Annotated in this window: 14 protein-coding genes; 10 read left to right on the forward strand and 4 right to left on the reverse strand. The window is 55.9% G+C overall.

Annotated features, from left to right (window positions below):
* Positions 1 to 35 precede the first annotated feature (35 nt).
* The 6 genes from SR894_RS12195 (at position 36) to SR894_RS12220 (ending at position 8686) form a co-directional block, all read left to right on the forward strand.
* On the forward strand, positions 36 to 443 hold the full coding sequence (locus tag SR894_RS12195) for a CBS domain-containing protein (RefSeq protein ID WP_133732708.1): 408 nt from the start codon (positions 36 to 38) through the stop codon (positions 441 to 443).
* A gap of 271 nt (positions 444 to 714) precedes the next feature.
* Positions 715 to 1074: a hypothetical protein gene (locus SR894_RS12200; protein WP_133732664.1), complete on the forward strand. Its 360-nt coding sequence runs from the start codon at positions 715 to 717 to the stop codon at positions 1072 to 1074.
* A gap of 60 nt (positions 1075 to 1134) precedes the next feature.
* Positions 1135 to 1968 (forward strand): AraC family transcriptional regulator, encoded by an 834-nt coding sequence (locus SR894_RS12205; RefSeq protein WP_133732665.1) that lies wholly within the window; start codon positions 1135 to 1137, stop codon positions 1966 to 1968.
* A gap of 464 nt (positions 1969 to 2432) precedes the next feature.
* A complete protein-coding gene (gene putP / locus SR894_RS12210) occupies positions 2433 to 3926 on the forward strand; it encodes a sodium/proline symporter PutP (protein ID WP_133732666.1) in 1494 nt (497 codons plus the stop codon).
* Positions 3927 to 4049: 123 nt separating this feature from the next.
* Positions 4050 to 7706, forward strand: coding sequence for a bifunctional proline dehydrogenase/L-glutamate gamma-semialdehyde dehydrogenase PutA (gene putA / locus SR894_RS12215; RefSeq protein WP_133732667.1), 3657 nt, complete (start codon positions 4050 to 4052; stop codon positions 7704 to 7706).
* 353 nt (positions 7707 to 8059) lie between these two features.
* Complete coding sequence (locus SR894_RS12220; RefSeq protein WP_133732668.1) at positions 8060 to 8686, forward strand: OmpW/AlkL family protein; 627 nt, start codon at positions 8060 to 8062, stop codon at positions 8684 to 8686.
* 80 nt (positions 8687 to 8766) lie between these two features.
* Here SR894_RS12220 and SR894_RS12225 read toward each other — a convergent pair whose 3' ends face one another.
* Positions 8767 to 9102 carry a YqcC family protein gene (locus SR894_RS12225; RefSeq protein ID WP_133732669.1) on the reverse strand — a complete coding sequence of 112 codons (336 nt, stop codon included), beginning with the start codon at positions 9100 to 9102 and terminating at the stop codon, positions 8767 to 8769.
* Between the two features lie 327 nt (positions 9103 to 9429).
* Between SR894_RS12225 and SR894_RS12230 the strand changes: the two genes are divergently transcribed.
* The 4 genes from SR894_RS12230 to SR894_RS12245 all read left to right on the forward strand — a co-directional run bounded on the left by SR894_RS12230 (position 9430) and on the right by SR894_RS12245 (position 12428).
* Entirely contained in the window at positions 9430 to 10467 is a 1038-nt protein-coding gene (locus SR894_RS12230) for a DUF3549 family protein (protein ID WP_133732670.1), read from the forward strand.
* Positions 10468 to 10503: 36 nt separating this feature from the next.
* Entirely contained in the window at positions 10504 to 10944 is a 441-nt protein-coding gene (locus SR894_RS12235) for an ATP-dependent zinc protease family protein (RefSeq protein WP_133732671.1), read from the forward strand.
* Positions 10945 to 10985: 41 nt separating this feature from the next.
* A complete protein-coding gene (rimK, locus tag SR894_RS12240; protein WP_133732672.1) occupies positions 10986 to 11894 on the forward strand; it encodes a 30S ribosomal protein S6--L-glutamate ligase in 909 nt (302 codons plus the stop codon).
* Positions 11895 to 11981: 87 nt separating this feature from the next.
* On the forward strand, positions 11982 to 12428 hold the full coding sequence (locus tag SR894_RS12245; RefSeq protein ID WP_035556972.1) for a hypothetical protein: 447 nt from the start codon (positions 11982 to 11984) through the stop codon (positions 12426 to 12428).
* A gap of 56 nt (positions 12429 to 12484) precedes the next feature.
* Here the strand turns inward: SR894_RS12245 and SR894_RS12250 are convergent, their stop codons facing one another.
* From SR894_RS12250 to SR894_RS12260, 3 genes are read right to left on the reverse strand one after another with little or no spacing between them, the layout of a single operon-like run.
* Positions 12485 to 13207, reverse strand: a complete 723-nt coding sequence (locus SR894_RS12250; RefSeq protein WP_133732673.1) for a SanA/YdcF family protein — start codon at positions 13205 to 13207, stop codon at positions 12485 to 12487.
* 18 nt (positions 13208 to 13225) lie between these two features.
* On the reverse strand, positions 13226 to 13795 hold the full coding sequence (sufT, locus tag SR894_RS12255) for a putative Fe-S cluster assembly protein SufT (protein WP_133732674.1): 570 nt from the start codon (positions 13793 to 13795) through the stop codon (positions 13226 to 13228).
* 36 nt (positions 13796 to 13831) lie between these two features.
* On the reverse strand, positions 13832 to 15127 hold the full coding sequence (locus tag SR894_RS12260; RefSeq protein ID WP_133732675.1) for a cysteine desulfurase: 1296 nt from the start codon (positions 15125 to 15127) through the stop codon (positions 13832 to 13834).
* Positions 15128 to 15153 lie beyond the last annotated feature (26 nt).

The raw sequence follows: 15153 nt of genomic DNA on the forward strand, positions 1-15153 counted from the left end.
ATAGCGATGAATAAGATGAGCAAGGAGTGTCCATGATGAATAGAGCAACCCCCAGTATCGTCCGCGATATCATGTCCCTTGATTGCTACCGCGTTTCACCCAACGCATCAATAACAACCTTGGCCAAGGGGCTCGCACTGCATCGTCTGCCTGGCGCACCGGTAGTGGATGAGAGTGATCGTTTAATCGGCTTTATTTCGGAGCAGGATGTGATGGGACGTGTGTTGGATAGCATTTATCATGACGATGAAGCGCCCCTGGTGAAAGAGATGATGCGCCACGAAGTGCTCAGCGTCTCTCCCAATAAAAGCATTACTGACCTGGCCCAGGAGATGCTAGGCCCTAAACCCAAAGTCTACCCAGTGGTGGAACAGCAGCGTCTAATAGGAATTGTGACACGACGTGATATCCTGGTAGCGCTGCTGGCTATACGCCGCCATTAGCAGAGTTGCTTAACGGTTTCAAATCAGGTGTCGAAGAACAGTTGAGATTTGGACAAAAAAAAGCCGCTACTCAAGAAGTAGCGGAAGCAAGGGATCAAAACAATAGAGCCAGGACAACAACTTTAGCGACTGCTATCGCGATGTTGCCTGTACATACTCAGACACGCTGTGAAGTAAAAGTTCGCAAAAAAGTAAAATTTTCGACCCGAGCGGCGCCAAGCGTATAATAACGTAGCTATTTATTAACGGATGACGCCCAGGAGCAGAGCGAATGGCGCTGTACTTATTAGTGTTTGGAGTCTGCTTACTCGTGATTGGTGCGGTAATGCTGGTGCTGATGACGTCAAGCACCCCACGCTACCGCACGGAGCCCAAAGATTTACTGGCGCTGTTTGATAAAGCGCTAAACAGCCAAGTGAGCGAAACCGAGTGGAACGCAATAATCGGCTACCCCATTCGACACAACGAGTACTTGGACGGCATTAGACGCCGCGCCGCGCACTTAATGGAGCAACATGGCCGACGCTGGATGCTTGCCCAAGGCAAGCCGCTGCTCAATCAAGAGGGTCAGGCAGAACTTCAGGCCCTTCGCGACCACTTGCACGCCCACACTGCCCTTCGCCAGCAGTAGCTGATACGGTTTAAAGGCGTCTTGCGGTTCAGGAGACCTAATGCAATTCAGGAGAACTGCATGCCCAGTACCATTCGACAAATACCACTAGCCAGCGCTACACATCACCACACCCATGATTTTCATCAGATTGTGATTACGCTGTGCGGCTCTTCAGAATTTGAAATTGAAGGCTTGGGTGGGCGCGTCAATGCATTCTCGGGCTGTATCGTGCCCGCAAACCACGAGCACTACTACTCGGGTTACGGTCATAACAGGCAGTTAATTTTCGATCTTCCCGAAGACGCCCCCGCGCTAACCGGTGAGAACCGTGAACTGGTAGCGCTATTCGACGCCCCACGCTTTTTTGGTCTAGATAACGCACTGCGCCACTACCTGGAGTTTATGCAAAGCGAGCTTGCTCAAGGGTTTGATACGTCGACTAACTCCTTTCAGCAAGACCGTTTAGCCGCCACGCTACTGGGCTCACTAAAGGCCCGCCTGGGTACTACCGCCAGCAGTACTCAGCAGCGCCTGGATTTGACGCGTATTAACCGCTTTATTCGTCAACACCTCGCCGAAGACCTGCGCGTCGCTGATCTAGCGCGACTTGCCTGTCTAAGCGAAGCGCATTTTTCCGACTGCTTCCGCGCTCAAACGGGGCTTTCGCCCTGGCAGTACGTCAAACGCCAACGTCTACACGCGGCCCGCCAACTGATCCTGCAAAGCCGACTTCCCCTCACCGATATTGCGATTCAAACCGGCTTTGCCAACCAAAGTGCGCTTTCTCATGCATTTCGGCGCAGTTACGGATTATCGCCGCGTAAACTGCGTCAATGCGATGCACCACCATTGACAACCAATGCACCAAAACAACCCATAAGCCCAATGGCAAGCCAGCAAAAACTCTACTAAAGTCGTATAGTTACTTCTCTTGCCGCGGAATTGACACGTTTTGCCTTGAATTCAACATGCAACAAAGGTGTCAGCAATCTACATTCGCTTATTTATTTAGGCATAACGCCGCGTTACTCATTTGCTCTGTACCTGCAACGCTTCGTGACTGAAACAACCATTACTGATAACACCGCTGCGTTAGGCGGGAAAGCGTCGCTATTGACGCTGGGAGATGAGTAAAACGACTCATCCGAAACTAACCTGAACAGGGAACTATCCTATGGTCGAAAATAATAGCGGGATCACGGCACACATAGGCACCACCGACCTTTCTGACTTCATCTATAGCGGGCTCATCAGGGCCAGTAACATGGATATGAAAAGAGGTTAACAACAACAAGACTGCGTCAATACCGGATTCTTCCCGGTATGCGCACTAACCTGTCGGAGCTAGCTCCGTCCTGAAAAACTGGAGAAGTTACATGGCTATAGGTGTTTGGATAAGTCTCATTGCGTACTTTGTGCTCATGGTCGCCATCGGTATTTATGCGATGCGCAAATCCACCTCTTCCTCTGAAGATTACATGCTGGGTGGTCGTACCCTCAGCCCTAAAGTAGCGGCCCTGTCGGCCGGTGCTTCGGATATGAGTGGCTGGTTGCTGCTGGGTTTACCTGGGGCAATGTTCGTTTCTGGCTTGGGTTCCGCCTGGATCGGCATTGGTTTGCTCGTGGGGGCGTTATTCAACTGGATTCTAGTCGCTCCGCGCCTACGTGAGCAGACCGTTCACTATGGCAATGCGATTACCATCCCGGCTTTCCTGGCAAACCGCTTCCCAACGCGGTCAATGTCACTGCGGACAGTCTCCGCTATCGTCATCGTAGTTTTTTTCGCAGTTTACACGGCCTCAGGCCTAGTGGCTGGCGGCAAGCTGTTTGAAAGCGCGTTTTCCGGCATTTACAACTTCGGTGACATGAGTAACTACGGAATGGGCGTTATGATCACCCTGGGCGTGGTACTTATTTACACCGTTGTTGGCGGTTTCCTGGCCGTGAGCATGACCGACTTCGTACAGGGCTGCATCATGATGCTGGCCCTGGTAATCATGCCGGCGGTGGTACTCTTTGGTGAAGGTGGTGGCGGCTTTTCTCAGGCCTCACAAACGCTGAATGAGGTCGACCCCACCCTGCTCTCCTGGACCTCGGGGCTCACCTTTATTGGCTGGCTCTCCGCTGTCACCTGGGGGCTGGGTTACTTCGGTCAGCCGCACATCATTGTGCGCTTCATGGCCATCCGGACACTCAAGGATGTACCGATTGCCCGCAACATTGGCATGGGCTGGATGCTTATCTCTCTGATTGGTGCTGTGTCTCTGGGTATCTTTGGCCGCGCTTATGCCATCCGTAATGGCCTGGATATCGAAGATCCGGAAACCATCTTTATCGTCCTGGCAAACCTGCTATTCCATCCGCTGATTACCGGCTTCCTCTATGCAGCACTGTTGGCTGCGGTTATGAGCACCGTTTCCAGTCAGTTGTTGGTAGCCTCTTCGTCACTCACCGAAGACTTCTACCGTCTGTTCTTGAACAAGACAGCCTCTGAGGCACAGTGTGTGGCCGTTGGCCGTGTCAGTGTAGTGCTGGTGGGCATTGTGGCAGCGTTTATTGCCTCTGACGAAAACTCCCAGGTTCTGGGGCTGGTCAGTAACGCCTGGGCAGGCTTCGGTGCGGCCTTTGGCCCGCTGATTATCCTATCGCTGATGTGGTCACGCACCAACGGCAATGGTGCTATCGCAGGCATGGTGGTGGGCGCGCTCACCGTAATGGTCTGGATTGCACTTGGCTGGAACGGCTCCTTTATGGGTGGCCCGGGCGTTTACGAGATTATTCCTGGCTTTATCGCCTCCTTCATTGCCATCATCGTCGTAAGCAATGCCACCGACGATGCCGGCGAATATCAGCATATCGAACGCAAATAAGCGCTCAAGATACATTCAGCGTATCAAGAGGGCTCCCGCGGGAGCCCTCTTCAGGTTTGAGAACGACTACATCCTAACCGGCGCAGCAACGCCAAACTGTCGGCTAGCAAGGAGAGACCCTGTATGAACGATCATCTGCAGAGCGACGTGAGTGATCTACGCTCACGCATTCGCAGTCATTATGATGCCAACGAGGCAGATGTGCTGCACGGGCTTATCGAGCGCATCAAGCTTTCGGAAGACGACCGCAAGAAGGTTGCCGCCGTCGGCGCCAACTACGTGGAGCGTGTGCGTAAGGAGAGGTCTCCCTCGATGATGGAGGCGTTCCTGGCCGAGTACGGGCTCTCGACTACTGAGGGCGTCGGCCTAATGTGTCTGGCAGAAGCGCTACTGCGCGTGCCCGATGCGGAAACCATCGACGACCTGATCCACGACAAGATTGAGCCCTCCGACTGGGGCGCCCACCTGGGCAAGTCTTCGTCTTCAATGGTCAATGCCTCTACCTGGGCGCTGCTGCTGACCGGCAAGGTGCTGGAAGAAGACCCCAAGGGCCCGACCCGAGCGCTGCGCGGACTGGTACGCCGCATGGGCGAGCCGGTGGTGCGCAAGGCGGTTGGTCAGTCGATGAAGATTCTCGGCCGCCAGTTCGTGCTTGGTCAAACCATCGAAGAAGGCATGAAGAATGCCCGTGAGCTCGAGAAACAGGGCTACACCTACTCCTACGATATGCTGGGCGAAGCGGCGCGCACCGACGAAGATGCCGTCCGCTATCATGAGGCTTATGCCAAGGCGATTTCCGCCATTGCCGAGCAAGCCAAAGGTGATGTACGCGGTAGCCCCGGCATTTCGGTGAAGCTCTCGGCGCTGCACCCACGTTATGAATACACTCACCGTGACACGGTGATGGCAGAGCTGTTGCCACGCGCCAAAGAATTGGTGCAGCAAGCGGCCAAGGCCAATATCGGTTTCAATATCGACGCCGAAGAGCAGGATCGGTTGGATCTCTCCCTCGACGTGATTGAGGCGCTAATGGCTGACCCCAGTCTGGACGGATGGGATGGCTTCGGGGTCGTCGTGCAAGCCTACGGGCGCCGTGCCGCGCCCATGATTGAGACACTCTACGAACTCGCCGAGCGGTTTGATCGCAAAATCATGGTGCGGCTGGTTAAGGGTGCCTACTGGGATACCGAAATCAAGCTCTCCCAGGAAATGGGGGTCAAGACCTTCCCGGTCTTCACTCGCAAGGTCAACACCGATGTCAGCTACATGGCCTGCGCGCAAATGCTGCTCGACCGGCGTGACCGCATCTATCCGCAGTTCGCGACTCATAACGCCCACACCTGCGCCGCCGTCGTGGAGATGGCGGGCAGCGATAAGGACAGCTACGAGTTCCAGCGCCTGCATGGCATGGGCGAATCGCTGCACCACATCGTCAAGGAGTCAGAAGGTACGCACTGTCGCATCTACGCCCCTGTTGGCGCGCACCGTGACCTGCTGGCCTACCTGGTACGCCGCCTGCTGGAGAATGGCGCAAACTCCTCGTTCGTCAACCAGGTAGTGGACAGTTCGATTCCGGCGAGCGAAGTCTCAAGAGATCCCATTGAAAGCTTTAAGCAACTCGGCAACGATGTCTCAAGCCCGTTGATCCGCCAGCCTAGCGAGCTGTTCGAGCCCGAGCGCAAGAACTCCAAAGGTTACCGCATCAACGAACCCGCCTCGATCCTGCCGCTGCTCAACGCTCGCGAAGCGTTTGCCGACGCCACCTGGACGGCAGGCCCCATGCTGGTGGGAAGCCCCGCCCCCCAAGGGCCTGCTCGCGATGCCGTCTCCCCCGCCGACGGCTCGCGGGTGATCGGCAAGGTGCATGAAGCCACACCAGAAGAAGTGGCGACTGCCCTTGACGCCGCCGAAGAAGGCTTCCGCGAATGGTCGTCACGCCCTGCTGCCGAACGCGCTGCGGTGCTACGCCGCACCGCTGATCTCTACGAAGAGCACATCGCCGAGCTGACCGTGATCACCACCCGCGAAGCGGGCAAGATGATGTTCGATGGCATCGCGGAAGTGCGTGAGGCGGTGGATTTCCTGCGCTACTACGCCAACGAAGGCGAGCGGTTGGAAGCGGAAGAACCCGGCAACGCCCGTGGCATCTTCGTCTGCATTAGCCCGTGGAACTTCCCGCTGGCCATCACTACCGGGCAGATCGCTGCAGCGTTAGTCGCTGGCAACGCGGTCATCGCCAAGCCCGCCGAGCAGACGCCCCTGATCGCTGCTCGCGCCGTCGAGTTGATGCGTGAGGCTGGCCTACCGGAAGCGGCACTGCAGTTGTTGCCTGGCGACGGCCCAACGGTGGGTGGCCCGCTAACCAGCGACCCACGTATCGCTGGCGTCTGTTTCACCGGCTCGACCCCGGTGGCACAGATCATCCACAAGGCTCTGGCGGACAACGCAGGTCCTGACGCCGTGCTGATCGCCGAGACCGGCGGCCTGAACTCCATGATCGTCGACTCCACGGCGCTGACCGAACAGGCTGTGCGCGATATCCTGATCTCCTCCTTCCAGTCAGCTGGTCAGCGCTGTTCCGCGCTGCGCATGCTGTATGTCCAGGAAGAGGCCCGAGACCGCCTGCTCAACATGCTCTACGGCGCCATGGACGCACTCACCATTGGCGACCCCTGGAACACGGATACCGACGTTTCGCCTGTGATCGACGTCGATGCCCAACAGGAAATCAGCGACTACGTTGCGTCGAATGAGAAAGCTGGAAAAGTGCTGAAGAAGCTGTCTGCGCCGGACACCGGCACCTTTGTCACCCCGGCGGTGATTGAAGTTGGGGGCATTGAAGATCTCGAACGAGAAATCTTCGGCCCGGTGCTGCACGTGGCCACCTTCAAGGCGCGGGATATCGACAAGGTTGTCGACGACATCAATGGCAAGGGCTACGGACTAACCTTCGGCCTGCATACCCGCATTGACGACCGCGTTCAGCAGATCGTCGAGCGCATCCATGTCGGCAACGTCTACGTCAACCGCAACCAGATCGGTGCCATCGTTGGCTCTCAACCGTTCGGCGGCGAGGGCCTCTCAGGTACCGGACCCAAAGCTGGCGGCCCGCTCTATGTCACTCGTTTCCGCCGCACCGCCGACGCCGAGCTACATGAGACGCCTAAGGGGAGCGCAGTATCACTTAGCGATCTCCAATCGGCTCTCGACGGGCTAGATGCACGTAACTGGGCAGCACGACCCAATCGCATCGAGGTACTGCGCAAGGCGCTCTCCGGTAAAGGTGGCGTGATCCGCAAGGCGCTTGCCGAAACAGCAGCGTTGGACATTACGCCGCAGACACTGCCGGGACCGACAGGTGAAAGCAACCGCCTGGCAATGTATCCGAAGGGCTCTGTTCTGTGTCTCGGGCCGACGCTGGATATCGCCATTGCACAAGCAGCACAGGCCCTAGGCACGGGCTGTGCCGCTGTCATCGTGGCACCAGGCGCCGAGCAGGCCGTGAAGCCCCTGATCGACGCCGGAGTGCCAGTGGCCGGGCTTGATGGCAGCGTTTCAGCCGAGACGTTGAGCGAGATCAAAGGGATTGCGGCAGTCGCCGCCGCTGGCAGCAGCGACTGGACGCGTGAACTGCGGATTGCGCTGGCCAAGCGCGACGGTGCCATCGTGCCACTAGAGACCCAGACCATCTCGCCGGATCGCTACGTGGTAGAACGCCATCTATGTATCGACACCACCGCAGCGGGCGGTAACGCCAGCCTGTTGGCAACGGCTGAATAGGTCGGCGCTAAGAAAACGCGGATCAATGTCTAAGCGATCAAAATTAGCCACTACTCGTTAGTGGCTTTTTTTTATCTGGTAGCCGAGTTTTCCGACTCTTAGTTACTTAGTGCGGAATGACTTCTGCTAGACAGATAATGGCACTTGCGGGAGGTAGCTTTAGCTCGCGACCGTTCAGGCTACCAGCCCGACAAAATGAGGAGGGCCTGCGCAGCCTTGTGTGCATAGCGCCTAGACCTTGTCTAACAACCCTTGCCCTGGATCAATAATCCACTCCCTGGGTCTCGTTACACTGGCTTCATCGTTAAGCGGCTATCGAAAGGCCGTCTAATCTTGACCCCAGGAGTGAACCCATGCGTAAAGCCGCCCTGCCTACCCTACTTGTAACCACTGTTGCCGCTGCGGCAATAATGACCAGCAGTCAGGCATTCGCCTACGGCGCTGGTGACTTCTTTACCCGCGTGGGTGTTGCTAAAGTTGCCCCCACCAGCGACAACGGCTCACTGGCCAACGGTGCGCTGTCCGTGGATGTACAGGATAAAACCGATTTCGCGTTCACCTTGGGCTATCGTTTCCACGATAAAGTCGGCGTGGAGTTGCTGGCGGCGCTGCCGTTCGAGCACGATATCCATCTGAATGGCGATAATATCGCCTCGACCAAGCACCTACCGCCGACTCTAACGCTACAGTACTACCCGCTGGGTGGTACTCAGGCCCGCGTACAGCCCTATATCGGTGCTGGCATTAACTACACCCACTTCTCCGATGAAGAGCTGGCGATTGGTGATTTAGACCTGGATGACTCCTGGGGCGCAGCGGGCCAGGTAGGTGTCGATCTGCTTATTGACGACCACTGGGCGCTGAACGCCGCCGCTTGGTACATCGATATCGATACCGATGCGAAGGTCAATGGTGCAGCAGCGGGTACCGTTGAGATCGACCCTCTCGTGGTCATGGCAGGCCTCAGTTACCGCTTCTAAATCGCTTGCAAATCCGCTAGCAGATGTTATTCACAAAGCCTGCCTCACGGCGGGCTTTGTGCGTTTAGTGGCACGCTGTTTTAAGTGCTTTCAGTGACGATCTGGTCGACCTTCTCTACCGCCCGGACGATGAGCAGTTGGTGATGGGCAGGTGTTTTTTCCTGCTGCAAATAGGCCGCCACAGCGGGGGCAACCTCGCACTTTGCGGGCATGGCAGCACGGGCATCAATCAAAGCGTTCAAGCGGGCAATAAACACAAAGCGTATCCATTGAGGCAGCGACATCGTGTCGATGCAAAATGGCTGCTGGCTGGCAAACGCCTCTGCATCGGGTGTTGGCATTCGCCATAGATCGGCGGCTTTCATCGACGCCTCTAGCTCTAGAAGCGCTGTCTGCAGCGGTTGATAAGTACTCATATAATCGTTTGTCACTACCTCGAAAATGAAAAATATGTGGCGTCTGACCATTATCCCCACTCCGTGGGTGCCTTGCCACTTATCAACGCTTGCGAGAAGTTATCCATAGACTCACAGAAAACCTGCACGAGCCTGTGGATAAACTATGGAAAGGTGTCGCAACGCTTGCTCTCATGGGGCTTTCGCACAGTTGATTAATTTTTAACCGTATTGTCATTAAAGCTAATGCATTGAGACACTGCCATTAACACCATGTTTTATCAGCCACTCGGCTGACAGTGCCACATCAGCAAGGTAGAGTGCAGGCTTGCAACACGGAAGGATGTCATGCAACCAATTCAAACCCTTGATGAGTTTTTTACCCGCAGCGGTGGCGAGGTTTCCCTTTACCATATGGGGCGCCATGTCGTCCCATGCTCGCGGGAGTCACTTGCTGCTTTTGAAAGTGGCGAACTGGCCTGGCCTGAACCCTGGCAAGGACAAGCTCGCTTGGCCATTGTGTTCCGCCTTGGCGATATGCCCGAGCCTGCCATTTGGTTCTTAGCCTTGCCACTGGATGAGCAGGGAATGATTGCCCCCGCCCAGCGCGATGCGTTTTTAAACCGACTGTTGGAAACACTGGGGCGCGCGGTTTCTAACGTGGGTCGTGAAGAAACAGCGGACGTGGATCACTTAATGAAGGATAATCCCCTCGCCTTCACGCCTAGCGTCACCTTCCAGGCCATGCTCAATGCACGCGCCACCCATGCGCGTGGGCTGCCTGCCAGCCAGCATTTTGAGCCGGTTGAGGCCTACTTGAGCGGCCAGCAAGTAATCGATTGGCAGGCGTTGGGGTTACAAGGGATTGCCGATTACGTCGTTCGTATGGAAAGGCTTGACGCTGATTCGTTAGCACCGCGTTTGCCTGAACTACCCACCGCCGTTATCCACTCCTTGTGCTACTGTTTAGAGCACCAACCATTGCCACAGGCGTTAGTCGACGCACTGCAGCGTCGCGGCGAAGCCGCCGCACAAGCGGGCGACATTGAAACGCTGTGTGCCTGTCTGCGTGCAGTAGGCAATACTGAAGCATCATCGGTGGGCAATTGGTACACGGCCTTACTCAATGACACAGCGGCCTGTGGGCCGGATGTACTCGCTGCAATAGCCGGGCGTGGTTGGGGCTATCTTGAAGACGCTCAGCGCCTGCCGCTTTTTCTGCAACGCTTAGCGGAAGATGAGCGTAGCGATTTTGCCGCCGTAGTACGTGATATTGCGTTAATACCCAGGCTACGCTTACCGGTCATGATGGCTCTACGGGATGCGCCTACTGGCTCTCCTATTCAACACCGTTTGACCCTGATGATGTCAAAGAGGAATGCTTGAGCCAATGTTGTCACTTTTAATTGCAAGGAGTGAGCCGTGAAGGAATTACCCTATCAGGCCAAAGCGGTCATTGGCCGCCGCGAGATGGTGACGCTACCTGAACTAGGGCTTCACCTATGCTGTAAAGCAGACACGGGCGCGCGTACTTCTGCTCTGCATGCAGAAGATATAGAGACGCATGAAGATGAACATGGCCAACTGTGGGTCAGCTTTATTACCCACAGTGGTGGCCCGACAACGCCGGCCCACCGCTACAGTTTGCACTTGCATGATCGGCGCCGCATTACTAGCTCCAACGGTCATAGCGAGTGGCGTTATGTTATTCGCACCCCTATGCAGATGGGCGATTTGAATTTCCCTGTTGAACTCACCCTTACTGACCGCAGCAATATGCGTCACCCAATGCTGCTAGGACGCCGCGCCATGCGCCGCCTCATGGTTGCACCCGGTGCTGCATTCTTGCACGGTGAGCCTTAACCCTTTATAAGTCGCCTTTATCTAGGCTCGGAGTCCTTTAAATGCATATCGCTCTGCTGTCACGCAATCGCAATTTGTACTCTACCCGCCGCTTGGTTGAAGCCGCAGAGCAGCGCGGGCATACCGCCCGCGTGGTGGACACGCTGCGCTGCTATATGAGCATTACCTCGCACCACCCTTCGATCCACTATAAAGGCCAAGAGATTGAGCCTTTCGATGCGGTGATCCCGCGCATTGGTGCATCAGTCACCTTTTATGGCTGCGCGCTGTTGCGTCAGTTTGAGATGATGGGCACCTACGTTATCAACGATAACGTCTCGATTACCCGTTCGCGGGATAAATTGCGCTCACTGCAGCTGCTATCGCGCAAAGGGTTGGGGCTGCCGATTACCGGCTTCGCCCACTCACCGGACGACATTCCCGACCTGATCACCATGGTTAAAGGTGCACCACTGGTCATCAAACTGCTGGAAGGTACCCAGGGGATTGGCGTGGTATTGGCGGAAACTAATCAAGCGGCAGAATCTGTGATTCAGGCGTTCATGGGTATGAAAGCCAATATAATGGTGCAGGAGTACATTAAAGAGGCGCGTGGCGCCGATATTCGCTGCTTGGTGATCGGCGATAAGGTAGTCGCCTCGATGAAGCGTCAGGCGGCGGATGGTGAGTTCCGCTCGAACCTACACCGCGGTGGCTCCGCTAGCGTGATCCGGATCACCCCTGAAGAGCGCTCAACGGCTATCCGTGCAGCTAAAGCCATGGGGCTGCGCGTTGCAGGTGTCGATTTACTCCGATCCAATCACGGTCCGGTGATTATGGAGGTTAACTCTTCGCCTGGTTTGCAGGGCATTGAGAACGCCACCGGCAAAGATATTGCAGGAATGATCATTGAACACATTGAAAGAAACGCCACACCAGCCCGTAAAGCGCCGCCCAAGCCTAAAGGCTAAGGCAAAATATTAAAATAATCCGCTTCGGGGGTGGCAAATAGTCGCTGTCACCCCCACAATCTGCGTCACCGAAGGAGGTAGACGCTCATGTTTCTCGATAATCGCCAAGTGGCGATGGACAGCGTATTGGAAGCGCTGGCCGATAGCATTGATTATTTCCAAGACAATATCGAACGCCTGCGGCCCTCGCTGCGTGACGCTTTAAAGCCGCATTACACTGCGCGGCTCAAGCAGATGCGCAAGTTGCAGGAGCTTGCTCGTGCGCATTTGAAAATGCTGCCCCGGGATGCAGACGTTGAGCGCGATGACTTCTTATGGCTTTGGAGCCGTCTAAAAAGCTTCGTCGGCAACGATAGCCAAGTACTCATCAATGAGCTATTGGAGCAAGAGCGTGTATTAATGCAGGCGCTCTCCTCTCTGTATACCCACCCCTTACCCGACCCCATCGAACCGGTGGTAGAAGAGTGCATGCAGGGGTGTCGTAAGCTTATTCGCGAGCTGTATGCGCTGCAAAAGCGTAAAACCCATCGCTAACGCTCTATAGACACACAGCTAGAGGCTTTAAGCTAGCTGTCTATGGTCTCAAAGGGTTATGGTGGGCTAAAGCGCTCGTTGAGCGATGGCAGAATAAGGTCTATGGGCGTCTGCCTGGGTAACTCGATGGGCTCGGGCGTACCGAGAAAATAGGGCTCCCTCCCCCACACATAGAGATCGCCCAGGGTAGCTACGCGCGCTGCCCATTCGCGCAGCTTTAAACGCCAACCCACTGCTACGGTGGGATCATCCGCAACACAGCCAGTGACATCGATACCTAGCTCGCGCCCAATATATACCGCGCGGGGAAGATGCCAGCTCTGGGTAATCAGCAGAGCTTTATCAAGCTGAAACACATCCCGAGCACGCGCTAGCGTGTCGTAGGTGCTAAAACCAGCAAAGTCCATGGTCAACTGCTCAGACGCGACGCCGCGGCGATACAGCTCGCGCCACATTGCACGCGGCTCGTTATACGCCTGGGTACGATTATCCCCGGAGAGCAAAAGATGCTCGACCTGGGACTGCTCAATTAAAGTCGCAGCGGTTCGCATGCGCGCATGGAAGTGCGGGTTTCGCACACCGCTGCGCGTCCAGTGAGACGTACCGAAGACAATCCCCACCTCTGCTGGACGACACTGCTGCGGCTGACGCTCAATATATGCGGCGGTCGTCGCGAGCACCCAAAAATTGCCGCCTATAAACAGCAATGTCGCCAGCAGCGACAGTGCTCCTAGCGACATTAATAAACGCTTTAGCCATTTCAACAAAAGGTTATGCATCCAGCTCCCCAGCCGGGGTTAGAACATGCCGAGTTCAAGCTTGGCCTCGTCACTCATCATGTCACGGCTCCAGGGCGGACTGAAGACTATTTCGGTGTGAACCTTGCTGATCTGCGGCGCACCGAGGATCTTATTGCGCGCATCCGCCGCGATCACATCGCCCATCCCACACCCAGGGGCCGTTAGCGTCATGCGGATTGTCACCATACGCTCACCACTGATAAGGCGCTCAATGCGGCAGCCGTAGACAAGCCCTAAGTCAACGATATTGACCGGTATCTCCGGGTCAAAGCAGGTGCGCAGCTGTTCCCACACGAACTGCTCAATCTCCTCCTCGGTCGCCGTTTCCGGCAGCGTAGGCCGCGGTAGCGACTCAAGCCCCAAAGCATCCAGGTTGCGCCCCTCAATCAGGTAGAGGCGCCCTTCAAAACCGACGCTTACCGTACTGCCTTTCGCCTGCATAACGCTAACAACGCTATCTTCAGCCAGTGTTTCCGTACTGCCAAATGGAATGGCAATAGCCTCCACATCACGCTGTAGCGGTAGCTGTTGGCCACGCTCTAGGCTGGCAACTTGCTCAAGATCCATAACTGTCCTTAAATGACGATTCTTAAAGAACCGACCTTAACGCACCATACCAATGACACGTTGGAGTGCTTCAACAAAGCGATTCACTTCTTCGAGGGTATTATACGCCGCGAATGAAGCACGGCACGTCGCATCGACCCCGAAATGGTGCAACAAGGGCTGCGCGCAGTGGTGACCGGTACGAATGGCGACGCCAAGCTGATCGATCAGCAGGCCAATATCTTGCGAATGCGCCCCTTCCACAATAAAGGAAAGAACGGCCGCCTTCTCCGGCGCAGTGCCCAAAATACGCAGACCATCGATTTGACCAACCGCCTGGGTAGCGTGATCGAGCAACTGGCCTTCCCAGGCACCGATGGCGTCTATGCCAATGCTCTCCATCCACTCAAGCGCTCGACCCAGGGCAATGACCTCCGCAATAGCGGGCGTGCCCGCTTCAAACTTATGCGGAATAGCAGCAAAGGTGGTGCCCGCATCAAAAGAGACGGTGCTGATCATCTCGCCACCGCCCTGCCAGGGAGGCATCGCCTCAAGCAGCGCCTGCTTGCCGTAGAGCACGCCAACGCCTGTCGGCCCGTACACTTTGTGGCCAGAGAAAGCATAGAAGTCGGCATCAATGGCCTGCACATCGACCACTTGGTGTGGTGCTGCCTGAGCACCATCAATCAAAATCAGCGCACCCTGCTGATGGGCAAGGGTTGCCATCTCTTGCACAGGGTTAATGGTTCCCAGGGCATTAGAGACATGATTCACCGCCACCAGCTTAGTACGCTCACTCAGCAGCGAGCGATAGGCAGCCATATCCAATGCGCCGTTGGACTCAACGGGAATCACCTTGATGGTAAAGCCAATCTCGGCAGCCAACAGCTGCCATGGAACAATATTGGAGTGGTGCTCCAACATGGAAATCAGCACTTCATCGCCGGGAGCAAGATTTGCGCGCCCCCAGCTGTGCACGACTAAGTTGATAGCTTCCGTGGTACCGCGGGTAAAGATGATCTGACGCGCATCTTCCGCATTCAGGAACGCCTTAACCCGGTGGCGCGTACCTTCAAACGCCGCCGTCGCCTCATCGGCGAGGGTATGCAGCCCGCGGTGAATATTGGCGTTATAGCGCGAGTAGTAATCGCTAAACACGTCAATCACCTGCTGAGGCGTTTGGCTAGTGGCCGCATTGTCTAAATAGATCAGCGGCTTGCCATGCACCTCACGGGCTAGTACCGGAAAGTCCTGACGCAGGCGCATAACATCAAAGGTCGCTTGCGCAGGGCTTGCTTGCACAGTGCCTGTTTCAAACGGGCTAGGCGTTGGCTCAATAACGGAATGTGGCATCAGACGCTCCTGAGTGGGTAGTGGCG

It is taken from the genome of Vreelandella neptunia (assembly GCF_034479615.1).
GTDB lineage: Bacteria > Pseudomonadota > Gammaproteobacteria > Pseudomonadales > Halomonadaceae > Vreelandella > Vreelandella neptunia.